The sequence below is a fragment of the Natronosalvus vescus genome (genome assembly GCF_023973145.1).
In the GTDB taxonomy this organism is placed as follows: domain Archaea; phylum Halobacteriota; class Halobacteria; order Halobacteriales; family Natrialbaceae; genus Natronosalvus; species Natronosalvus vescus.
This window is the reverse complement of the sequence record NZ_CP099546.1, coordinates 1,954,482-1,967,106: the sequence shown is the minus strand read 5'-3', so window position 1 is coordinate 1,967,106 and position 12,625 is coordinate 1,954,482. Positions and strand designations below refer to the sequence as shown.

Below are 12,625 nucleotides of genomic sequence, written 5' to 3'. Positions count from 1 at the left end.
CTAGCCAGCCACGACGCCGAACGATGACACACCGACGGGGCCTCGAGACCCCGCCGGCCGCGAGCCGTGCAGATTTAACGGGAAGGGGTGCCAACGCTCGCACAATGCCAGTCGCCGACGAGGACAACCCCTATCTCCGCGAACCGCCGACGGACTTCGAGCCCCCCGAGGAACTGGGGCTGGAGAACGCCCAGCGACAGGTCGAACAGCTACGCGAGGCCATCCGGGAACACGACCGGCGCTACTACGTCGAGAACGATCCGATCATCGCCGACCACACCTACGATCTGCTCTTCTCGCGGCTGCAGGAACTCGAGGAGGCCTTTGACCTCTCCCACCCCGACAGTCCGACCCGTGCGGTGGGTGGCGAACCGCTCGAGGCCTTCGAGACGGTCGAGCACGTCGCCCCGATGCTCTCGATCGATCAGTCCGGCGAAGCAGCCGACGTCCGGGAGTTCGACGCACGCGTCCGCCGGGAACTCGAGGCGGCGGGCTACGACGGCGAGATCGCCTACGTCTGTGAGCCCAAGTTCGACGGCGTCTCGATGGCGTTCGTCTACGAGGACGGACGCCTCGAGCGAGCGGTCACACGCGGGGACGGCCGCGAGGGCGACGACGTGACCCGAAACGCCCGTACGATCGGCTCCGTCCCCCAGAAACTGCACGACGACCCGCCCGAATTCTTCGCCGTTCGCGGGGAGGTCTACATGCCCAAAGACGCCTTCCAGGCGCACAACCGCGAGCGGATCGAGCGCGGCGAGGATCCTTTCGCCAACCCGCGAAACGCCACGGCCGGCACGATTCGTCAGCTCGATCCCGCCGTCGTCGCCGAGCGCCCCCTCGAGGTGTTCTACTTCGACGTCCTCGAGGCGAGCGACCTCGAGGACAGCCACCTCACGGAACTCGAGACGTTCCCCACGTGCGGCCTGCGAACCAACGACCGCGTCGATCGCGTGACGAACATCGAGGACGCGATCGACTACCGCGACCGGCTGCTCGCGGAACGAGACGACCTCCCCTACGAGATCGACGGCGTGGTCATCAAAGTCGACGCCCGCGAGGCGCGCGAGGAACTCGGACGCACCGCTCGCCACGACCGCTACGCGTTTGCCTACAAGTTCCCCGCCCGTGCGGAGGTGACTCCCATCGTCGACGTCGCCGTCCAGATCGGCCGTACCGGCCGCGTGACGCCGGTCGCCCTGCTCGAACCGGTCGACGTCGGCGGTGTGACGGTCTCGCGGGCGAGCCTCCACAATCCCGAAGAGATCACCGCGAAGAACGTCAACGTCGGCGACACCGTCCGGATTCAGCGAGCTGGCGACGTGATCCCCTACGTCGAGGAGGTCGTCGAGAAGGGGAGCGAGGGGCACTACGACCTTCCAGATACCTGCCCCGTCTGTGACAGCGCGATCGAACGCGACGGCCCCCTCGCCTACTGCACCGGCGGCCTGGCCTGTGACGCCCAGCTTCGGCGATCGATCGAGTACTACGCGAGTGACGACGGCCTCGACCTCGAGGGCCTGGGCGAGGAGACCGTCCGCCAGCTAGTCGACGCCGGGTTGCTCGAGGGCGTCGCCGACCTCTACCGACTCCTCGACCGGCGCGAGGAACTGCTCGCCCTCGAGGGCTGGGGCGAGACGAGCGTCGAGAACCTGGTGGGCGAACTCGAGGCGGCGCGCGAACCGCCCCTCGCCGACTTCCTCTCGGCGCTCGGCATCCCCCACGTCGGCCCGACGACCGCCCGCGAACTGGCCCGCGAGTTCGGCACCTTCGAGGCGTTCCGCGAGACAGCCGTGGACGATCCCGCCGCGCTCGAAGGCGTCGACGACGTGGGCGAGACGGTCGCCGAGACGATCCACGAGTTCTTCGCGAGCGAGGCCAACGCCGCGGCAGTCGACGACATCCTCGAGCACGTGAGCCCACAGGAGGTCGACGTCGACGAGGCGGGCGACGAACTCGAGGGCCTCACGTTCGTCTTCACGGGCGCGTTAGAGGACAGGACTCGCGGGGAGGCACAGGAACTCGTCGAACGCCACGGCGCGAACGCGACGAGCAGCGTCTCGGGGAACACCGACTACCTCGTCACGGGCGCGAATCCGGGTGCGACGAAGCTGACGGATGCCGAGGAGAACGACGTGGAACGGTTCGAGGAGGCAGAGTTTTGGGCGTTCCTCGAGGAACGAGGACTGGAGGCGTGATCCCTGTTTCAGCGAGTATCGCGACGAGACCACACCTCAGAGATCGATGTTTTCGAACCGGAGATAGCCGATCGCCAGTGGCACGGCAATCCAGGCCGCGAGGATCAGGACGGCGAACCAGTGCTGGAGGTAAAACGGCTGTGAGACCGCGTCGACCGCCTCGGGGTTCTCGACGAAGAACTGGTTCGCGTCGACGAACGACGTGTTCGGGATGTCGTGTCGCAGCGAGAGGATGGCAAAGAGGACGTCCATGAAGATGATGAACAGGTCGAATCGCAGGATGAACAGGTACAGATCTCCGGTGAACAAGTCGAGCTGGCCGTTCACGTAGCCGAAGATGCTGTCCCACATGTAAAAGAGGAAGAAGACGCCGACGCCGGCGACGGTCGCGCGCGTCTCGGTGCTGGTGAACGCCGAGACGGTGACGCCGATCGCGACGAAGACGACGCCGAAGAGGATCGTCACGAGGACGAGTGCGACGTACTCGAACACCGGCAGTTCGCCCGTCTGGACGAACAGGATGAGCGCAGCCGGGACGAACCCGGTGAGGATCGCCGCCGTGAGCAGACCCGATCGCCCGATGAACTTCCCGAGGATGACCTCGCCACGGGTGTGTGGCAACGAGAGGAGAATGCGGATGCTCCCCATCTCGCGCTCGCGAACGATCGATTTAATGCTCACGACCAGGCCGGTCAGTGGTATCAGGAAGATCACGGCGAAGATAGCCGAAAAGCCGAGCAACCCGAGCAGGACGATATCACCTTCACCCTCGGGACTTCCACGGGTTGCCAGGTACGTGAATCCGCCGATCGAGAGCAAGAACAGCGCCATGAGCGACCAGAGCAGCTTCGAGCGGATGCCGTCCCGGAAGTCCTTCCGGACGATGGCAGTAACGCTCATGCGGGTACCTCCGTGTACTGGCGGAAGACCTCGTCGAGCGACGCTTCCTCCGTCGAGAAGTCCTCGACGACGATCCCGGCGTCCTCGAGCGCACCGAGTACCGCCGTTTTCGAGCCCTCGGTTTCGACGGCGACCGTCTGACCCTCGCCGCCGGCGTTTTCCAGTACCTCGACCGCGCTCACACCGTCGAGAGCGCGGACGGCCTCGAGCCCTCCTTCGTCGACGCGGTCGACCTCGATCAGGAGTCGGCCGCTGGTCGAGACGGAGTCGCGAAGCCCCTCGACGCTGTCGATGGCGACCATCTCGCCGTCCCTGATGATGCCCACCCGGTCACAGACAGCTTCGACCTGCTCCAGGATGTGACTCGAGAAGAAGATCGTCGTCCCCCGCTCGTTCTCCTCGCGGATCAATTGGCGCATCTCTCGGGCACCGTTGGGGTCGAGACCGGTGGAGGGCTCGTCGAGGATCAGCATGTCCGGGTCGCCGACCATCGACATCGCGAAGAGCAGTCGCTGGGCCATCCCTTTCGAGTAGCCGCCCGTTTTGCGGTCGCCGTCCTCGGCGCTCAGACCGACACGCTCGAGCAGGGCATCGGGGTCGTCGTTCGTGCCTTTCGATTCGATGGCGAACTCGAGGTGCTGGCGGCCAGTCAGGCGGTCGTACGTGGTAAACCCTTCCGGGAGGACACCGAGGCGCTGGCGAATCTGTTTGCTCTCTTCCTGGGCGTCCATCCCGAGGACGGACACCGATCCGCTCGTCGGGCGGATGAAATCGAGGAGGAGGTTGATCGTCGTCGACTTGCCGGCGCCGTTCGGGCCAAGAAACCCGAAGATTTCGCCGTCTTCGACGGTCAGCGAGAGGTCATCCAGGGCGGTGACGTCGCCGAATCGCTTCGTCACGTTGGTGACAGCGATCGCGTTCATACTGGCTCCATCGTGACCAATCACTTAATACCCGCCGATATTGTTTTTGTACCTATAGGTAATTCATGTTGGAAATTCGCCTGTGGATGCTCGTCACCAGCCGGATTCGTTGAAAGGACGCCGCCGCCGGAGGGGAGAGTCGAATACAGCCCGTCCGCAGTGAGGCTGACTCGAGACACAGCCCTTATGCTGCCGTCGCCTGTACTCACGGCCGATGTACGTCATCGGAACCGTCGGACTGCCCGGAAGCGGCAAGGGCGAGGCGGCCACCGTCGCCCGCGAGGAAGGCCTTCCGGTCGTCACGATGGGCGACGTCGTTCGACAGGAGACCGCCGACCGCAGCCTCGATCCGAGCAAAGACCACGGGACGGTCGCCCATGCCCTCCGGGAGGAAAACGGCCCCGCGGCCATCGCCGAACGCTCCCTGCCGATGCTCGAGGATCGCCTCGAGAGCAACGAGGCCGTCCTCGTCGACGGCATCCGCTCGGGAACCGAAGTCGACGTGTTCGAGGCGCGTTTCGGCGACGCGTTCACGCTGGTGAGCATCGAGGCCCCCTTCGAAATCCGTCGCGAGCGCCTGGCCGACCGCGGCCGGGACGCCGACGAACGCGACGGTGGCGAGGGGCTCGAGGCCCGGGACGAGCGCGAACGTGGGTTCGGGATGGACGACGCCATGGATCGTGCGGACGTCGTCATCGAGAACACCGATACGCTCGAGGTGTTCCGCAATAGGATTCGGACGGTTCTCGAGGCGGCGGCCGACGGCACCGTCGACGGCGATGAGTTGAGTGGCGTCCAGACTGAAGCGAACCCGAACCTCGAGACCGAGCACTGATCGTCCCGATGGCACCCATTTATCGCGTCGACGTCGAGATCACGGCGCCCGTCTACGACACGGAGGTCACGAGTCGCGTCGAAGACGCTGTACGGAATCTGTTTCCGAACGCCGAACCCGACGAGCGGTTCGGCGAGGTGACCGCGACAGTACACACTCTCGAGCACTTCTCGGAGTGTCTTCACCGACAGGAAATCCTCGACACGGCCCGCGGCGAGTTCTTCAAACATCGCGAGGGGGACACGTTCCACTTCGCGCTCAAGAAACAGGCCGCGTTCGAGGGGCGCGTCAACTTTTCCGTCGGCGAACCGGACGAGTTAGGCGAGATTGCCGTCCGCGTTCGCGTCGACGAACCAGACCTCGAGGCGTACGTCGATCACATCGCCCCACCGACGGAGGATGGGCGACCGGTTGACGCCGATTGAAGATTTTTACTTCGCTACCGCAGTACTCCCGTCGCGTCAGGACACCCGCTCGAGCACGGCCGCCCGAAGTTCCTGGGGGCTGTCGACGACGACGTCGGCCGCTGATCGGTCGATCCCCTCGTGGGCGTCGATGGCGTAGGCGATACAGGTCGTACCCGCGCGGGCGGCCGCCCGAATCCCGTGTTCGGAGTCCTCGACGACGACGCACGACTCCGGGTCGACGTCGAGGACGGCCGCGGCGTGCTCGAAGATGTCGGGTTCGGGTTTGCCGGGGTCGTCGATCTCCTCGGCGCTAACCACGGTGGTGAACCGATCCTCGAGATCGAACCGCTCGAGGACGATATCGATCCAGTCGTGGGGCGACGAGGAGACGACCGCCCGCACGACGCCGCGTTCCTCGAGCGTCTCGAGGAGGTCGTGAGTGCCCTCGAGGAGTGCCACTCGCTCGTGGTAGATGTCCTGGGCGACGTCATCGAACAGGTCGATGAATTCGTCGCGGGAGACCGCCGTCTCGTACTCCGCGTCGAGATAGTCGTAGATCTCGCGGTAGTTCATGCCGGTGATCTCGGCGACGGCAACGTCCTGGTCGGGAACGACCGCGGGGAAGAGTTCCTCGCGCTCGAGGTCGACCCAGTAATCCTCCGAGTCGACGAGGACACCGTCCATGTCGAAGAGCACTGCGTGCATACTGCTCGGGGTACCATCCCGGTGGCCATAGTGGTTTGGACGATCGACTCGAGTACGTGACGATCTAGCCGCGGGGCCGTTCCATTGTCCGACGACCCCCCTCCCCATCTTTCCACACATACAAAGTCTGATAACACAAGGCCTATCTTCGTTTATACCAATCCACATGTATATGATACACGAGCAAGACGACAGGCCGGATCTGTACACCTTCGGCGAAGCCTTCCTCTTCGGTGCGGTAGCTCCCGGGTTGTCGTTGATCGCGCTGACGGCCGCTCCGCTTCGAGGTTTCGGCGACCTACTGGTGGCGGTCTGGCTCGTCGCGTTGGCGCTTGCGACCGCGGGGCTGGGCCTGTGGCGGGCACTCCCTACGGCCTCACTACTCGGTGGAGGATTACTGGGATTGGCAACCGGCTGGATCGTCGGCTCGTCGCTGTTCGGACTCGATTTTGTCGTCCTGATTCTCGCGTTCGTCGGGGCGATTCCCATCGTCGTCGGAACCTGGATCGCATACGAACTCCGCCAACGCGGTGCCGTAAACCACGCATCCGTTGGCCGCTGGCGTCTAGTGTTTGTGGTTCTGTTCCTCGCCGTTGTGGGCCTGGTACTGCTCGCCGTCCGCTGAGATAGGTGGAATCGACGAATTCGTCACCTCTCGTTGGTCGTGGTGAATCGCCATGCAGCGGTTGATATCACTGTTTGATGGCACGCTTGATGTTGTAGACGACACACATCAGGACAATTTCACGGAACTCTCGATACTTGAACAGCGGTCTCACGCCCTCCTCTCGCAATTTTTCACGTAAGCGCTTCCAGTCGTAGCCTTTTTCCGCAGCGAGGCTATGCAACTCGCCCCCCGTTGCGGCGGGCGAGTTGCCAGCCAATCTGTATATCGTGACTGAACAGTTCGTGCATTACTACAACCAGCAGCGACCGTATCAATCGCTCGACGGACGAACGCCAGCTGAGGAGGTGCTAAACTAGACAGTGCCCCGTCAGCGAGTATGTCGATTGGACGATACCCGTTGCCGGCTGTGTCGACGGTCGAGTGTCTGACTCATTCGGCGTCGGCGTCCGGTCGCTCGTACGCACCCGCCCGCTCGAGGTCGCCCCGGCGTCTGAGCACCGACGGCGTGCGACAGATTCCCGGCGCGCCCGTCACCTGTGGGACGGTGCAGTTGTTGCAGTTTTCACAGAGGACGCGCGTCGCCGGCGACGGCTCTCTTCCAACGGAATCGGGCTCGAGCAGCCGTGCACCCAGTCGGGGTTCGGCGTAGAACGGCCGAGCCATCCCGACCATGTCGCAAGCGGGATCGGCGTCTCCGGCACCCAACAACCGATCCATCTGGCCGCGCTCGCGAATTCCGCCCTCTGCGAGGACGGGAATCGACACCTGCTCGCGGACGCGCCGGAAAAAATGCTCGTTCCACGCCGGGTCGAAGTCGTAGACGAGCGACTCGAGGCGGTTGCCCAGGGCGACCATGCGCCGTCGCCACGACCCGCCGAAGGCCTCATCGTACTCGTCCCGGAGGGCGTCGTTCGCCCAGGCCCGCTTCGGATACTGGCCCCGGACGATGCTCATGTCCCACGCGACGGAGGTCGTGACGGGGACGACCCCGTCGTAGCCGATGTTCTCGAGTCGCCGGGCGATTTCGACCCCGTCCTCAAGCGAGAGTTTGCGGCGAACGAACGGCCACGGCGGGGCCGGCGTCTCGGCGGGCACCTTCGTGATGAGGGGGACGTCGCTGGCCCGCTCGCGAACCTCGTCGTGGACGAGCGCGAGAAACGCCAGCCGTTCCTCGGGCGAGCCGCCGAATTCGTCGTCCCGCCGGTTGTAGAACGGGGACAGAAACTGCTGGACGATCCCCATGTTGGCCCCCGAGAGGTGGATCCCGTCGTAGCCGGCGTCGGCACAGTAGGCGGCGGCCCGACCGAAGTCGGCGGCAAGTTCGTACACCTCCTCGGTCGTGAGCACCTGGGGCTGAAACGAGAGGAATCCCGCACTGTCGAGCGCCCGCAACGGGAACGGGAGCGGCGACACCGCCAGTTGCTCGAGGTCGGGGTGTTTCCGCCGGTAGCCAGCGTGCCAGGTCTCCATGCTTCGGAGGCCGCCGTGTTCGAGCTGGACGAAGATCCGGCTCCCGTGGTCGTGGATCCGGTCGGTGAGCCGTGAGAGTCGGTCGACGAACGCGGGATCGTGAACGCGCGTCATCCCCGGGGCCGCACAGCCGCCCTCACCGCGGACGATGGTCGCGCCCTGACAGAGGAGGCCCACGCCCGACTCGGCGGCTGGCTCGAGGTCGTCGATCAGGGTGTCGACGGCGTCGGGGCCGTTGCCCGCGCACTCGAGGACGGGCGCGCGGTACAGCCGGTTCGGGATCTCGACGCCACCGATCTTGAGCGGTGCCTCGAGCCGTGTCATGGATCCACTTCCATGGCGTGACACAAGAGGGTAGCGCCGGCTCCCAGGTGTGGTGGCGCGGCATCCGAAAAGAAACGCCCGAACCGACTCGAGCCGACAGACCGTGCCCGTTCCGCGACCGTCTACAGCCCGTGCCCGTGTCCGCGACTCTCGAGGTACTCCTTCGTCCGCCCGAGGACGACGTACTCCGCGTCCTGCAGTTCTACGACGGAGCCCGAACCGGTGACGAACATCGCCGTCTGCAACTCGAGCACCAGCGTCTCGAGGAGGTCGACGACCGCCTCGGTGCTCTGGCCCGCCGGCGCGAGGAACGGCTTGGCGAGCCCGCCCGCGGTCGCCCCCAGCGCGATGGCCTTCGCGACATCCATTCCCGAGCGGACGCCGCCGCTGGCGATCACCGTGTCGTGGACGCTCGCGGCCTCGAGCGTGCTCACCGCGGTGGGGACGCCCCAGGCCCGGAACAGCTTGCCGACGTGTTCCTGGCGGCTGGCACCGACGGCGGCGGCGCGGTAGGATTCGATGCCCGACCAGGTGGTGCCGCCCTTGCCCGCGACGTCGATGGCGTGGACGCCGGCGTCGGTCAGCCGTTCGGCCGTCGAACGGGAGATGCCGTTGCCCGTCTCCTTGACGACCACGGGTACCGACAGTTCGCTGGCGACGGTTTCGATCTCGGCGAGACAGCCGCGGGCGTCGACGTCACCCTCGGGCTGGACGGCCTCCTGGAGGAAGTTGAGGTGGACGGCCATCGCGTCGGCGTCGATCATCTCGACGGCGCGCTCGACGTCACCCACGTCGTACTCGAGGAGCTGGGCAGCGCCCACATTCCCGTAGAGGAACGCGTCGGGGCCGGCTTCCCGGACGACGGTGTAGGACTCGAGCAGGTCGGGGTCGTCGAGTTCGAGGCCCGCGCGCTGGCTGCCGACACCCATCGCGACGCCGACCTCCTGGGCGGCAGCCGCGAGGTGGCGGTTGATCTTCGTCGTGTTCGGGTGGCCGCCGGTCATGCTCTCGATGACGATAGGGGCGGCCAGCTCCTCCCCAAAGAGCGACACGCTGGTGTCGATCTCGTCGCGGTGAATCTCCGGAAGCGCCTCGTGAACGAGTTCGATGTCCTCGAACCCGGTTCCCGAGGTCTCGACGTCTTCTTCTTCGATGATGCGGATATGGTCGTCTTTGCGGTCGGATGTCTCGGGCATCGCTTCGTCTCTGATGAGTCGTTAGCCGGGGGTATTGAAAAGGTGTCCTTTCGGGGTCGCGGGTCGCCAAGGCTCGATCGGCCTGGTGTGCGGATCGTGCGGAGACAACGACCGGCGTCAGCATCCCCGCATTGATCACCCGCATTCATAGTGTGTGGAGTGTTACCTGTAGCCATGGACGACGTGCTCGCCGAGATCGAATACCTCTCGCGCTCGCCCCACCGAGCACCGATGCTCACCGCGCTGGCCGAGCAGCCTCGAGACCGACGGGATCTCCAGTCGGTGACCGGTGCCTCGGCGTCGACGGTCAGCCGAACGCTCCGGGCGTTCGAAAAGCGCCGTTGGATCGCGCGGAACGGACACCGGTACGAGACGACCCAGTTAGGATCGTTCGTCGCCGTCGGACTGCAAGCACTTATCGATCGGTTCGAGACCGAGCGTACCCTCCGGGAGATCTGGGACTGGCTCCCCGACGACGTCGCCGCGTTGCCCCTCGAGGGAATCGCCGAGGCGACCGTCACGATGGCGACCGTGGACGATCCGTATCGACCCGTTACCCGATTTCGCACCCTGCTCGAGGAGACCGAGACGTTCCGGTTCGTCGGCTTCGAACTGGCGCTGCTCGAGCCCTGCAAGGACGAACTCTGTCAGCGGATTATCGACGGAGTCGAAGCCGTGATCATCGACCCCCCGAGTGTCGTCCGTTACATCCGATCGACCTATCCCGACCTCTCGACGCGGACGCTCGACAGCGGGAACCTCACGGTGCTGGTGCTCGACGAGCAGCCGCCGTTCGGCCTCTGCCTGTTCGACGGCTGCGTCAGTGTGACCATCTACTCGCCCGAGACGGGTGCCGTCCGGGCCCTGATCGACACCGACGAGTCGGGGGTTCGCGAGTGGGCAGAATCGACGTTCGACGAGTATCGGGCGGCGGCAAAGCCGATGTCGGTCGAAGCCTAATACGGTCGGTTGTCGTCTCGTGCCGGTGAGACCCGATACCGTGTGTGGTCGTACCGGTGAACAGTGACAACCGACCGTATGGGAGGATTCCCGTCGGACGACTCAGAGGATCCAGTCGACGGTTCGATCCCGATCACCGACTCGAACGATCCGGTCGACGGCTCCACAGACACGGGTACTGATCGATCGGAGGCCGACCAATGACCGTCCCACTCCCCGAGGACGTACGGCACTGGATAGCCGACCACCTCGAGTCACCCTCGGTCGTCGAGTGGGTTAGTTCACCGCCTCGCGTGACCCACAAACGAGGGCGAGGGCATCGGCGACGTGTACAGGTGGATCGACCGCGAGACCCACGAATGCAGCGATTTCCTTCGCATCACGTTCTGGTCGGTCAACTACGACTTTCCGTTCACGACGAGTACGGATTGCTACTCCGATCGGATTTACCGCGAGCTGGTCGCCGAGAGTCTCGGGAGCACAATCCGTGCCGGCGCGTCGAACACGCCTTCGAAATCCCCGAACGAGAGTTCGCTATCGACGAACGCCCACTCGAGGGGTTCGCAGGTAGTGAGCCATGACTTCCGATTGAACCCCAACACCACGGAACACGAACTCCCGAACGACCCCTCGTGGCGGTGGACACCGTCGATCTCACCTCCGTGGGATGCGGCCAACGGACGACGTGACCGTCCCGGTTGAGAAGCGACCACTGTACGAACTGCTACTCGAAATTCGATCCGACCCGTTCATTCCCGGCCTTATGCCGGCCCGAATCGCGAGTGAGTGTTCGGATTTCATTGACGCGAGAGAGACGTTCGAGGATCTTGAGGAGAATATTTTTGTATTTTCAAGGAGTTTGAAGTATTACCAATGGTGGGAAGACGAAAGTTTCTTACAACAGTTGGGGCTATGTCTATAGCATTCTCTGGATGTACTAATATAACAGGGTCGGAAAAGGGAGTATTCACATACCGAAATGAGGATCTCTCAATTTCAGAAGATCATACTGATATAGCGACAGAGTCAATAGAGAAAAACCATGTCTCGGGAGACATACGTTTGACATCATCAATAGGCGTGATAGCAACTGCTAATGAATTTTTATATTCTCTATCGGCTGAATATAGTGCAGATCCACAAGAGGATAGGTGGGAACACACACAGTTTCAGATGATCCACGATTGGACAATTAATGGAACAGTTCGGGATCATATGACGAACATGGTTCCAGCAAATGATTCGCAAAATGGTTCCAACTATCAACTGGATATCGAGGACAGGTCGAAAAGCAAACAAGGGAACTGGAGAATCCACCAATTAGAACCAAGGTCATCACCAGAATTTTACCAATTTGGGACTGAGTTTAGGGCATCAAAATCATCAGAAGAGGCTAGTATTGTTGAGATCCGAACTGAGACTAAATTTGAAGAAGATAGGTTGTTTGGTGAGAGTACCAACATTTCCGCCCGAATATCGTTCTCTTTTGACGATTTTTCCAGCATATAGCCATCATCCCAACAGCTTATTTAAGGATACCGACATGACGCGACAAGTTGGTTGATCAGATTTTCCCTTTCCGGTCATTACTTCGATAGTCGTTGGTACATCCAGACTGATCGATGGTTTTGCGATCGAGACATCACACGGACAGATAGACAAGCCAGCTGGCGTGCCTGCACTAAAAGGCTTCGTCGCCTACGCAACTGTACGGAACAGCCTTACGAGCCCCTGCTGAACAGGTCCGAGATGTGTACGCCCGTGGCGAGATAGACACCGATGTGTTGGGGATGCACGAGTGGGCAGAATCGGCGTTCGACGAGGATCGGGCGACGACCCAACCGATGTCGGTCGGAGCCTGAGAGGAAACGGGTTAGCACTGTACCGTCGCTCGACGACCTCGTGGCGGGCGGTCGCGGCTCGTGGCGACAACGATCCCTCCGTGCAGGGAATCACTGGCTACCGGCTTGAGCACCCAGTCGATAGTTCGAGTAACTCGTACTGCTATGTTTGTTATGCTTACTATAGAAATCATATTTTATTGGTACAAATAGTATAGCGTGAGAGTGAACGGGCCAC

Annotated in this window: 12 protein-coding genes and 2 pseudogenes; 8 read left to right on the top strand and 6 right to left on the bottom strand. The window is 63.0% G+C overall.

What is annotated here, in order from left to right; genetic code table 11:
- Window positions 1-104: 104 nt before the first annotated feature.
- A complete protein-coding gene (gene ligA, locus NGM68_RS09470) occupies window positions 105-2,198 on the top strand; it encodes an NAD-dependent DNA ligase LigA (protein ID WP_252697843.1) in 2,094 nt (697 codons plus the stop codon).
- Window positions 2,199-2,234: 36 nt separating this feature from the next.
- Here the strand turns inward: ligA and NGM68_RS09465 are convergent, their stop codons facing one another.
- Both NGM68_RS09465 and NGM68_RS09460 read right to left on the bottom strand, forming a co-directional pair.
- Window positions 2,235-3,098, bottom strand: coding sequence for an ABC transporter permease subunit (locus NGM68_RS09465; protein WP_252697842.1), 864 nt, complete (start codon window positions 3,096-3,098; stop codon window positions 2,235-2,237).
- Window positions 3,095-4,021 (bottom strand): ABC transporter ATP-binding protein, encoded by a 927-nt coding sequence (locus NGM68_RS09460; RefSeq protein ID WP_252697841.1) that lies wholly within the window; start codon window positions 4,019-4,021, stop codon window positions 3,095-3,097. Before NGM68_RS09460 ends, NGM68_RS09465 begins: the two co-directional genes overlap by 4 nt.
- A 214-nt stretch (window positions 4,022-4,235) precedes the next feature.
- Here NGM68_RS09460 and NGM68_RS09455 point away from each other — a divergent pair, with 214 nt between their 5' ends.
- Both NGM68_RS09455 and NGM68_RS09450 read left to right on the top strand, forming a co-directional pair.
- Complete coding sequence (locus tag NGM68_RS09455; RefSeq protein ID WP_252697840.1) at window positions 4,236-4,856, top strand: AAA family ATPase; 621 nt, start codon at window positions 4,236-4,238, stop codon at window positions 4,854-4,856.
- A gap of 8 nt (window positions 4,857-4,864) precedes the next feature.
- The gene (locus NGM68_RS09450) at window positions 4,865-5,281 is read left to right on the top strand and encodes an RNA-binding domain-containing protein (RefSeq protein WP_252697839.1); all 417 of its coding nucleotides are present in this window, start codon (window positions 4,865-4,867) and stop codon (window positions 5,279-5,281) included.
- A gap of 36 nt (window positions 5,282-5,317) precedes the next feature.
- Here the strand turns inward: NGM68_RS09450 and NGM68_RS09445 are convergent, their stop codons facing one another.
- The gene (locus NGM68_RS09445) at window positions 5,318-5,968 is read right to left on the bottom strand and encodes an HAD family hydrolase (protein WP_252697838.1); all 651 of its coding nucleotides are present in this window, start codon (window positions 5,966-5,968) and stop codon (window positions 5,318-5,320) included.
- A gap of 172 nt (window positions 5,969-6,140) precedes the next feature.
- Between NGM68_RS09445 and NGM68_RS09440 the strand changes: the two genes are divergently transcribed.
- Complete coding sequence (locus tag NGM68_RS09440; RefSeq protein WP_252697837.1) at window positions 6,141-6,593, top strand: hypothetical protein; 453 nt, start codon at window positions 6,141-6,143, stop codon at window positions 6,591-6,593.
- 67 nt (window positions 6,594-6,660) lie between these two features.
- On the opposite strand, the pseudogene NGM68_RS09435 reads toward NGM68_RS09440, so the two are convergent.
- Window positions 6,661-6,865, bottom strand: a pseudogene (locus tag NGM68_RS09435) (IS5/IS1182 family transposase); the annotation flags it as partial.
- 6 nt (window positions 6,866-6,871) lie between these two features.
- Here NGM68_RS09435 and NGM68_RS09430 point away from each other — a divergent pair.
- Window positions 6,872-6,952, top strand: a pseudogene (locus NGM68_RS09430) (IS6 family transposase); the annotation flags it as partial.
- Window positions 6,953-7,025: 73 nt separating this feature from the next.
- Here the strand turns inward: NGM68_RS09430 and NGM68_RS09425 are convergent.
- Both NGM68_RS09425 and fni read right to left on the bottom strand, forming a co-directional pair.
- Window positions 7,026-8,390, bottom strand: a complete 1,365-nt coding sequence (locus tag NGM68_RS09425; RefSeq protein ID WP_252697836.1) for an oxidoreductase — start codon at window positions 8,388-8,390, stop codon at window positions 7,026-7,028.
- Between the two features lie 122 nt (window positions 8,391-8,512).
- Complete coding sequence (gene fni / locus NGM68_RS09420; RefSeq protein ID WP_252697835.1) at window positions 8,513-9,586, bottom strand: type 2 isopentenyl-diphosphate Delta-isomerase; 1,074 nt, start codon at window positions 9,584-9,586, stop codon at window positions 8,513-8,515.
- Between the two features lie 174 nt (window positions 9,587-9,760).
- On the opposite strand from fni, the gene NGM68_RS09415 reads away from it, so the two are divergent.
- From NGM68_RS09415 to NGM68_RS09410, 3 genes are all read left to right on the top strand, one after another.
- Window positions 9,761-10,546, top strand: coding sequence for a helix-turn-helix transcriptional regulator (locus NGM68_RS09415; protein WP_252697834.1), 786 nt, complete (start codon window positions 9,761-9,763; stop codon window positions 10,544-10,546).
- A 78-nt stretch (window positions 10,547-10,624) separates the two neighbouring features.
- Window positions 10,625-10,750, top strand: coding sequence for a hypothetical protein (locus NGM68_RS18185; protein WP_256469873.1), 126 nt, complete (start codon window positions 10,625-10,627; stop codon window positions 10,748-10,750).
- A gap of 669 nt (window positions 10,751-11,419) precedes the next feature.
- A complete protein-coding gene (locus NGM68_RS09410) occupies window positions 11,420-12,055 on the top strand; it encodes a hypothetical protein (RefSeq protein ID WP_252697833.1) in 636 nt (211 codons plus the stop codon).
- Window positions 12,056-12,625: the final 570 nt, after the last annotated feature.

Coding starts and splice junctions, on each gene's coding strand:
- ligA (WP_252697843.1), top strand. CDS start 105: ATGCCAGTCGCCGACGAGGACAACCCCTATCTCCGCGAACCGCCGACG.
- NGM68_RS09465 (WP_252697842.1), bottom strand. CDS start 3,098: ATGAGCGTTACTGCCATCGTCCGGAAGGACTTCCGGGACGGCATCCGC.
- NGM68_RS09460 (WP_252697841.1), bottom strand. CDS start 4,021: ATGAACGCGATCGCTGTCACCAACGTGACGAAGCGATTCGGCGACGTC.
- NGM68_RS09455 (WP_252697840.1), top strand. CDS start 4,236: ATGTACGTCATCGGAACCGTCGGACTGCCCGGAAGCGGCAAGGGCGAG.
- NGM68_RS09450 (WP_252697839.1), top strand. CDS start 4,865: ATGGCACCCATTTATCGCGTCGACGTCGAGATCACGGCGCCCGTCTAC.
- NGM68_RS09445 (WP_252697838.1), bottom strand. CDS start 5,968: ATGCACGCAGTGCTCTTCGACATGGACGGTGTCCTCGTCGACTCGGAG.
- NGM68_RS09440 (WP_252697837.1), top strand. CDS start 6,141: ATGATACACGAGCAAGACGACAGGCCGGATCTGTACACCTTCGGCGAA.
- NGM68_RS09425 (WP_252697836.1), bottom strand. CDS start 8,390: ATGACACGGCTCGAGGCACCGCTCAAGATCGGTGGCGTCGAGATCCCG.
- fni (WP_252697835.1), bottom strand. CDS start 9,586: ATGCCCGAGACATCCGACCGCAAAGACGACCATATCCGCATCATCGAA.
- NGM68_RS09415 (WP_252697834.1), top strand. CDS start 9,761: ATGGACGACGTGCTCGCCGAGATCGAATACCTCTCGCGCTCGCCCCAC.
- NGM68_RS18185 (WP_256469873.1), top strand. CDS start 10,625: ATGGGAGGATTCCCGTCGGACGACTCAGAGGATCCAGTCGACGGTTCG.
- NGM68_RS09410 (WP_252697833.1), top strand. CDS start 11,420: ATGGTGGGAAGACGAAAGTTTCTTACAACAGTTGGGGCTATGTCTATA.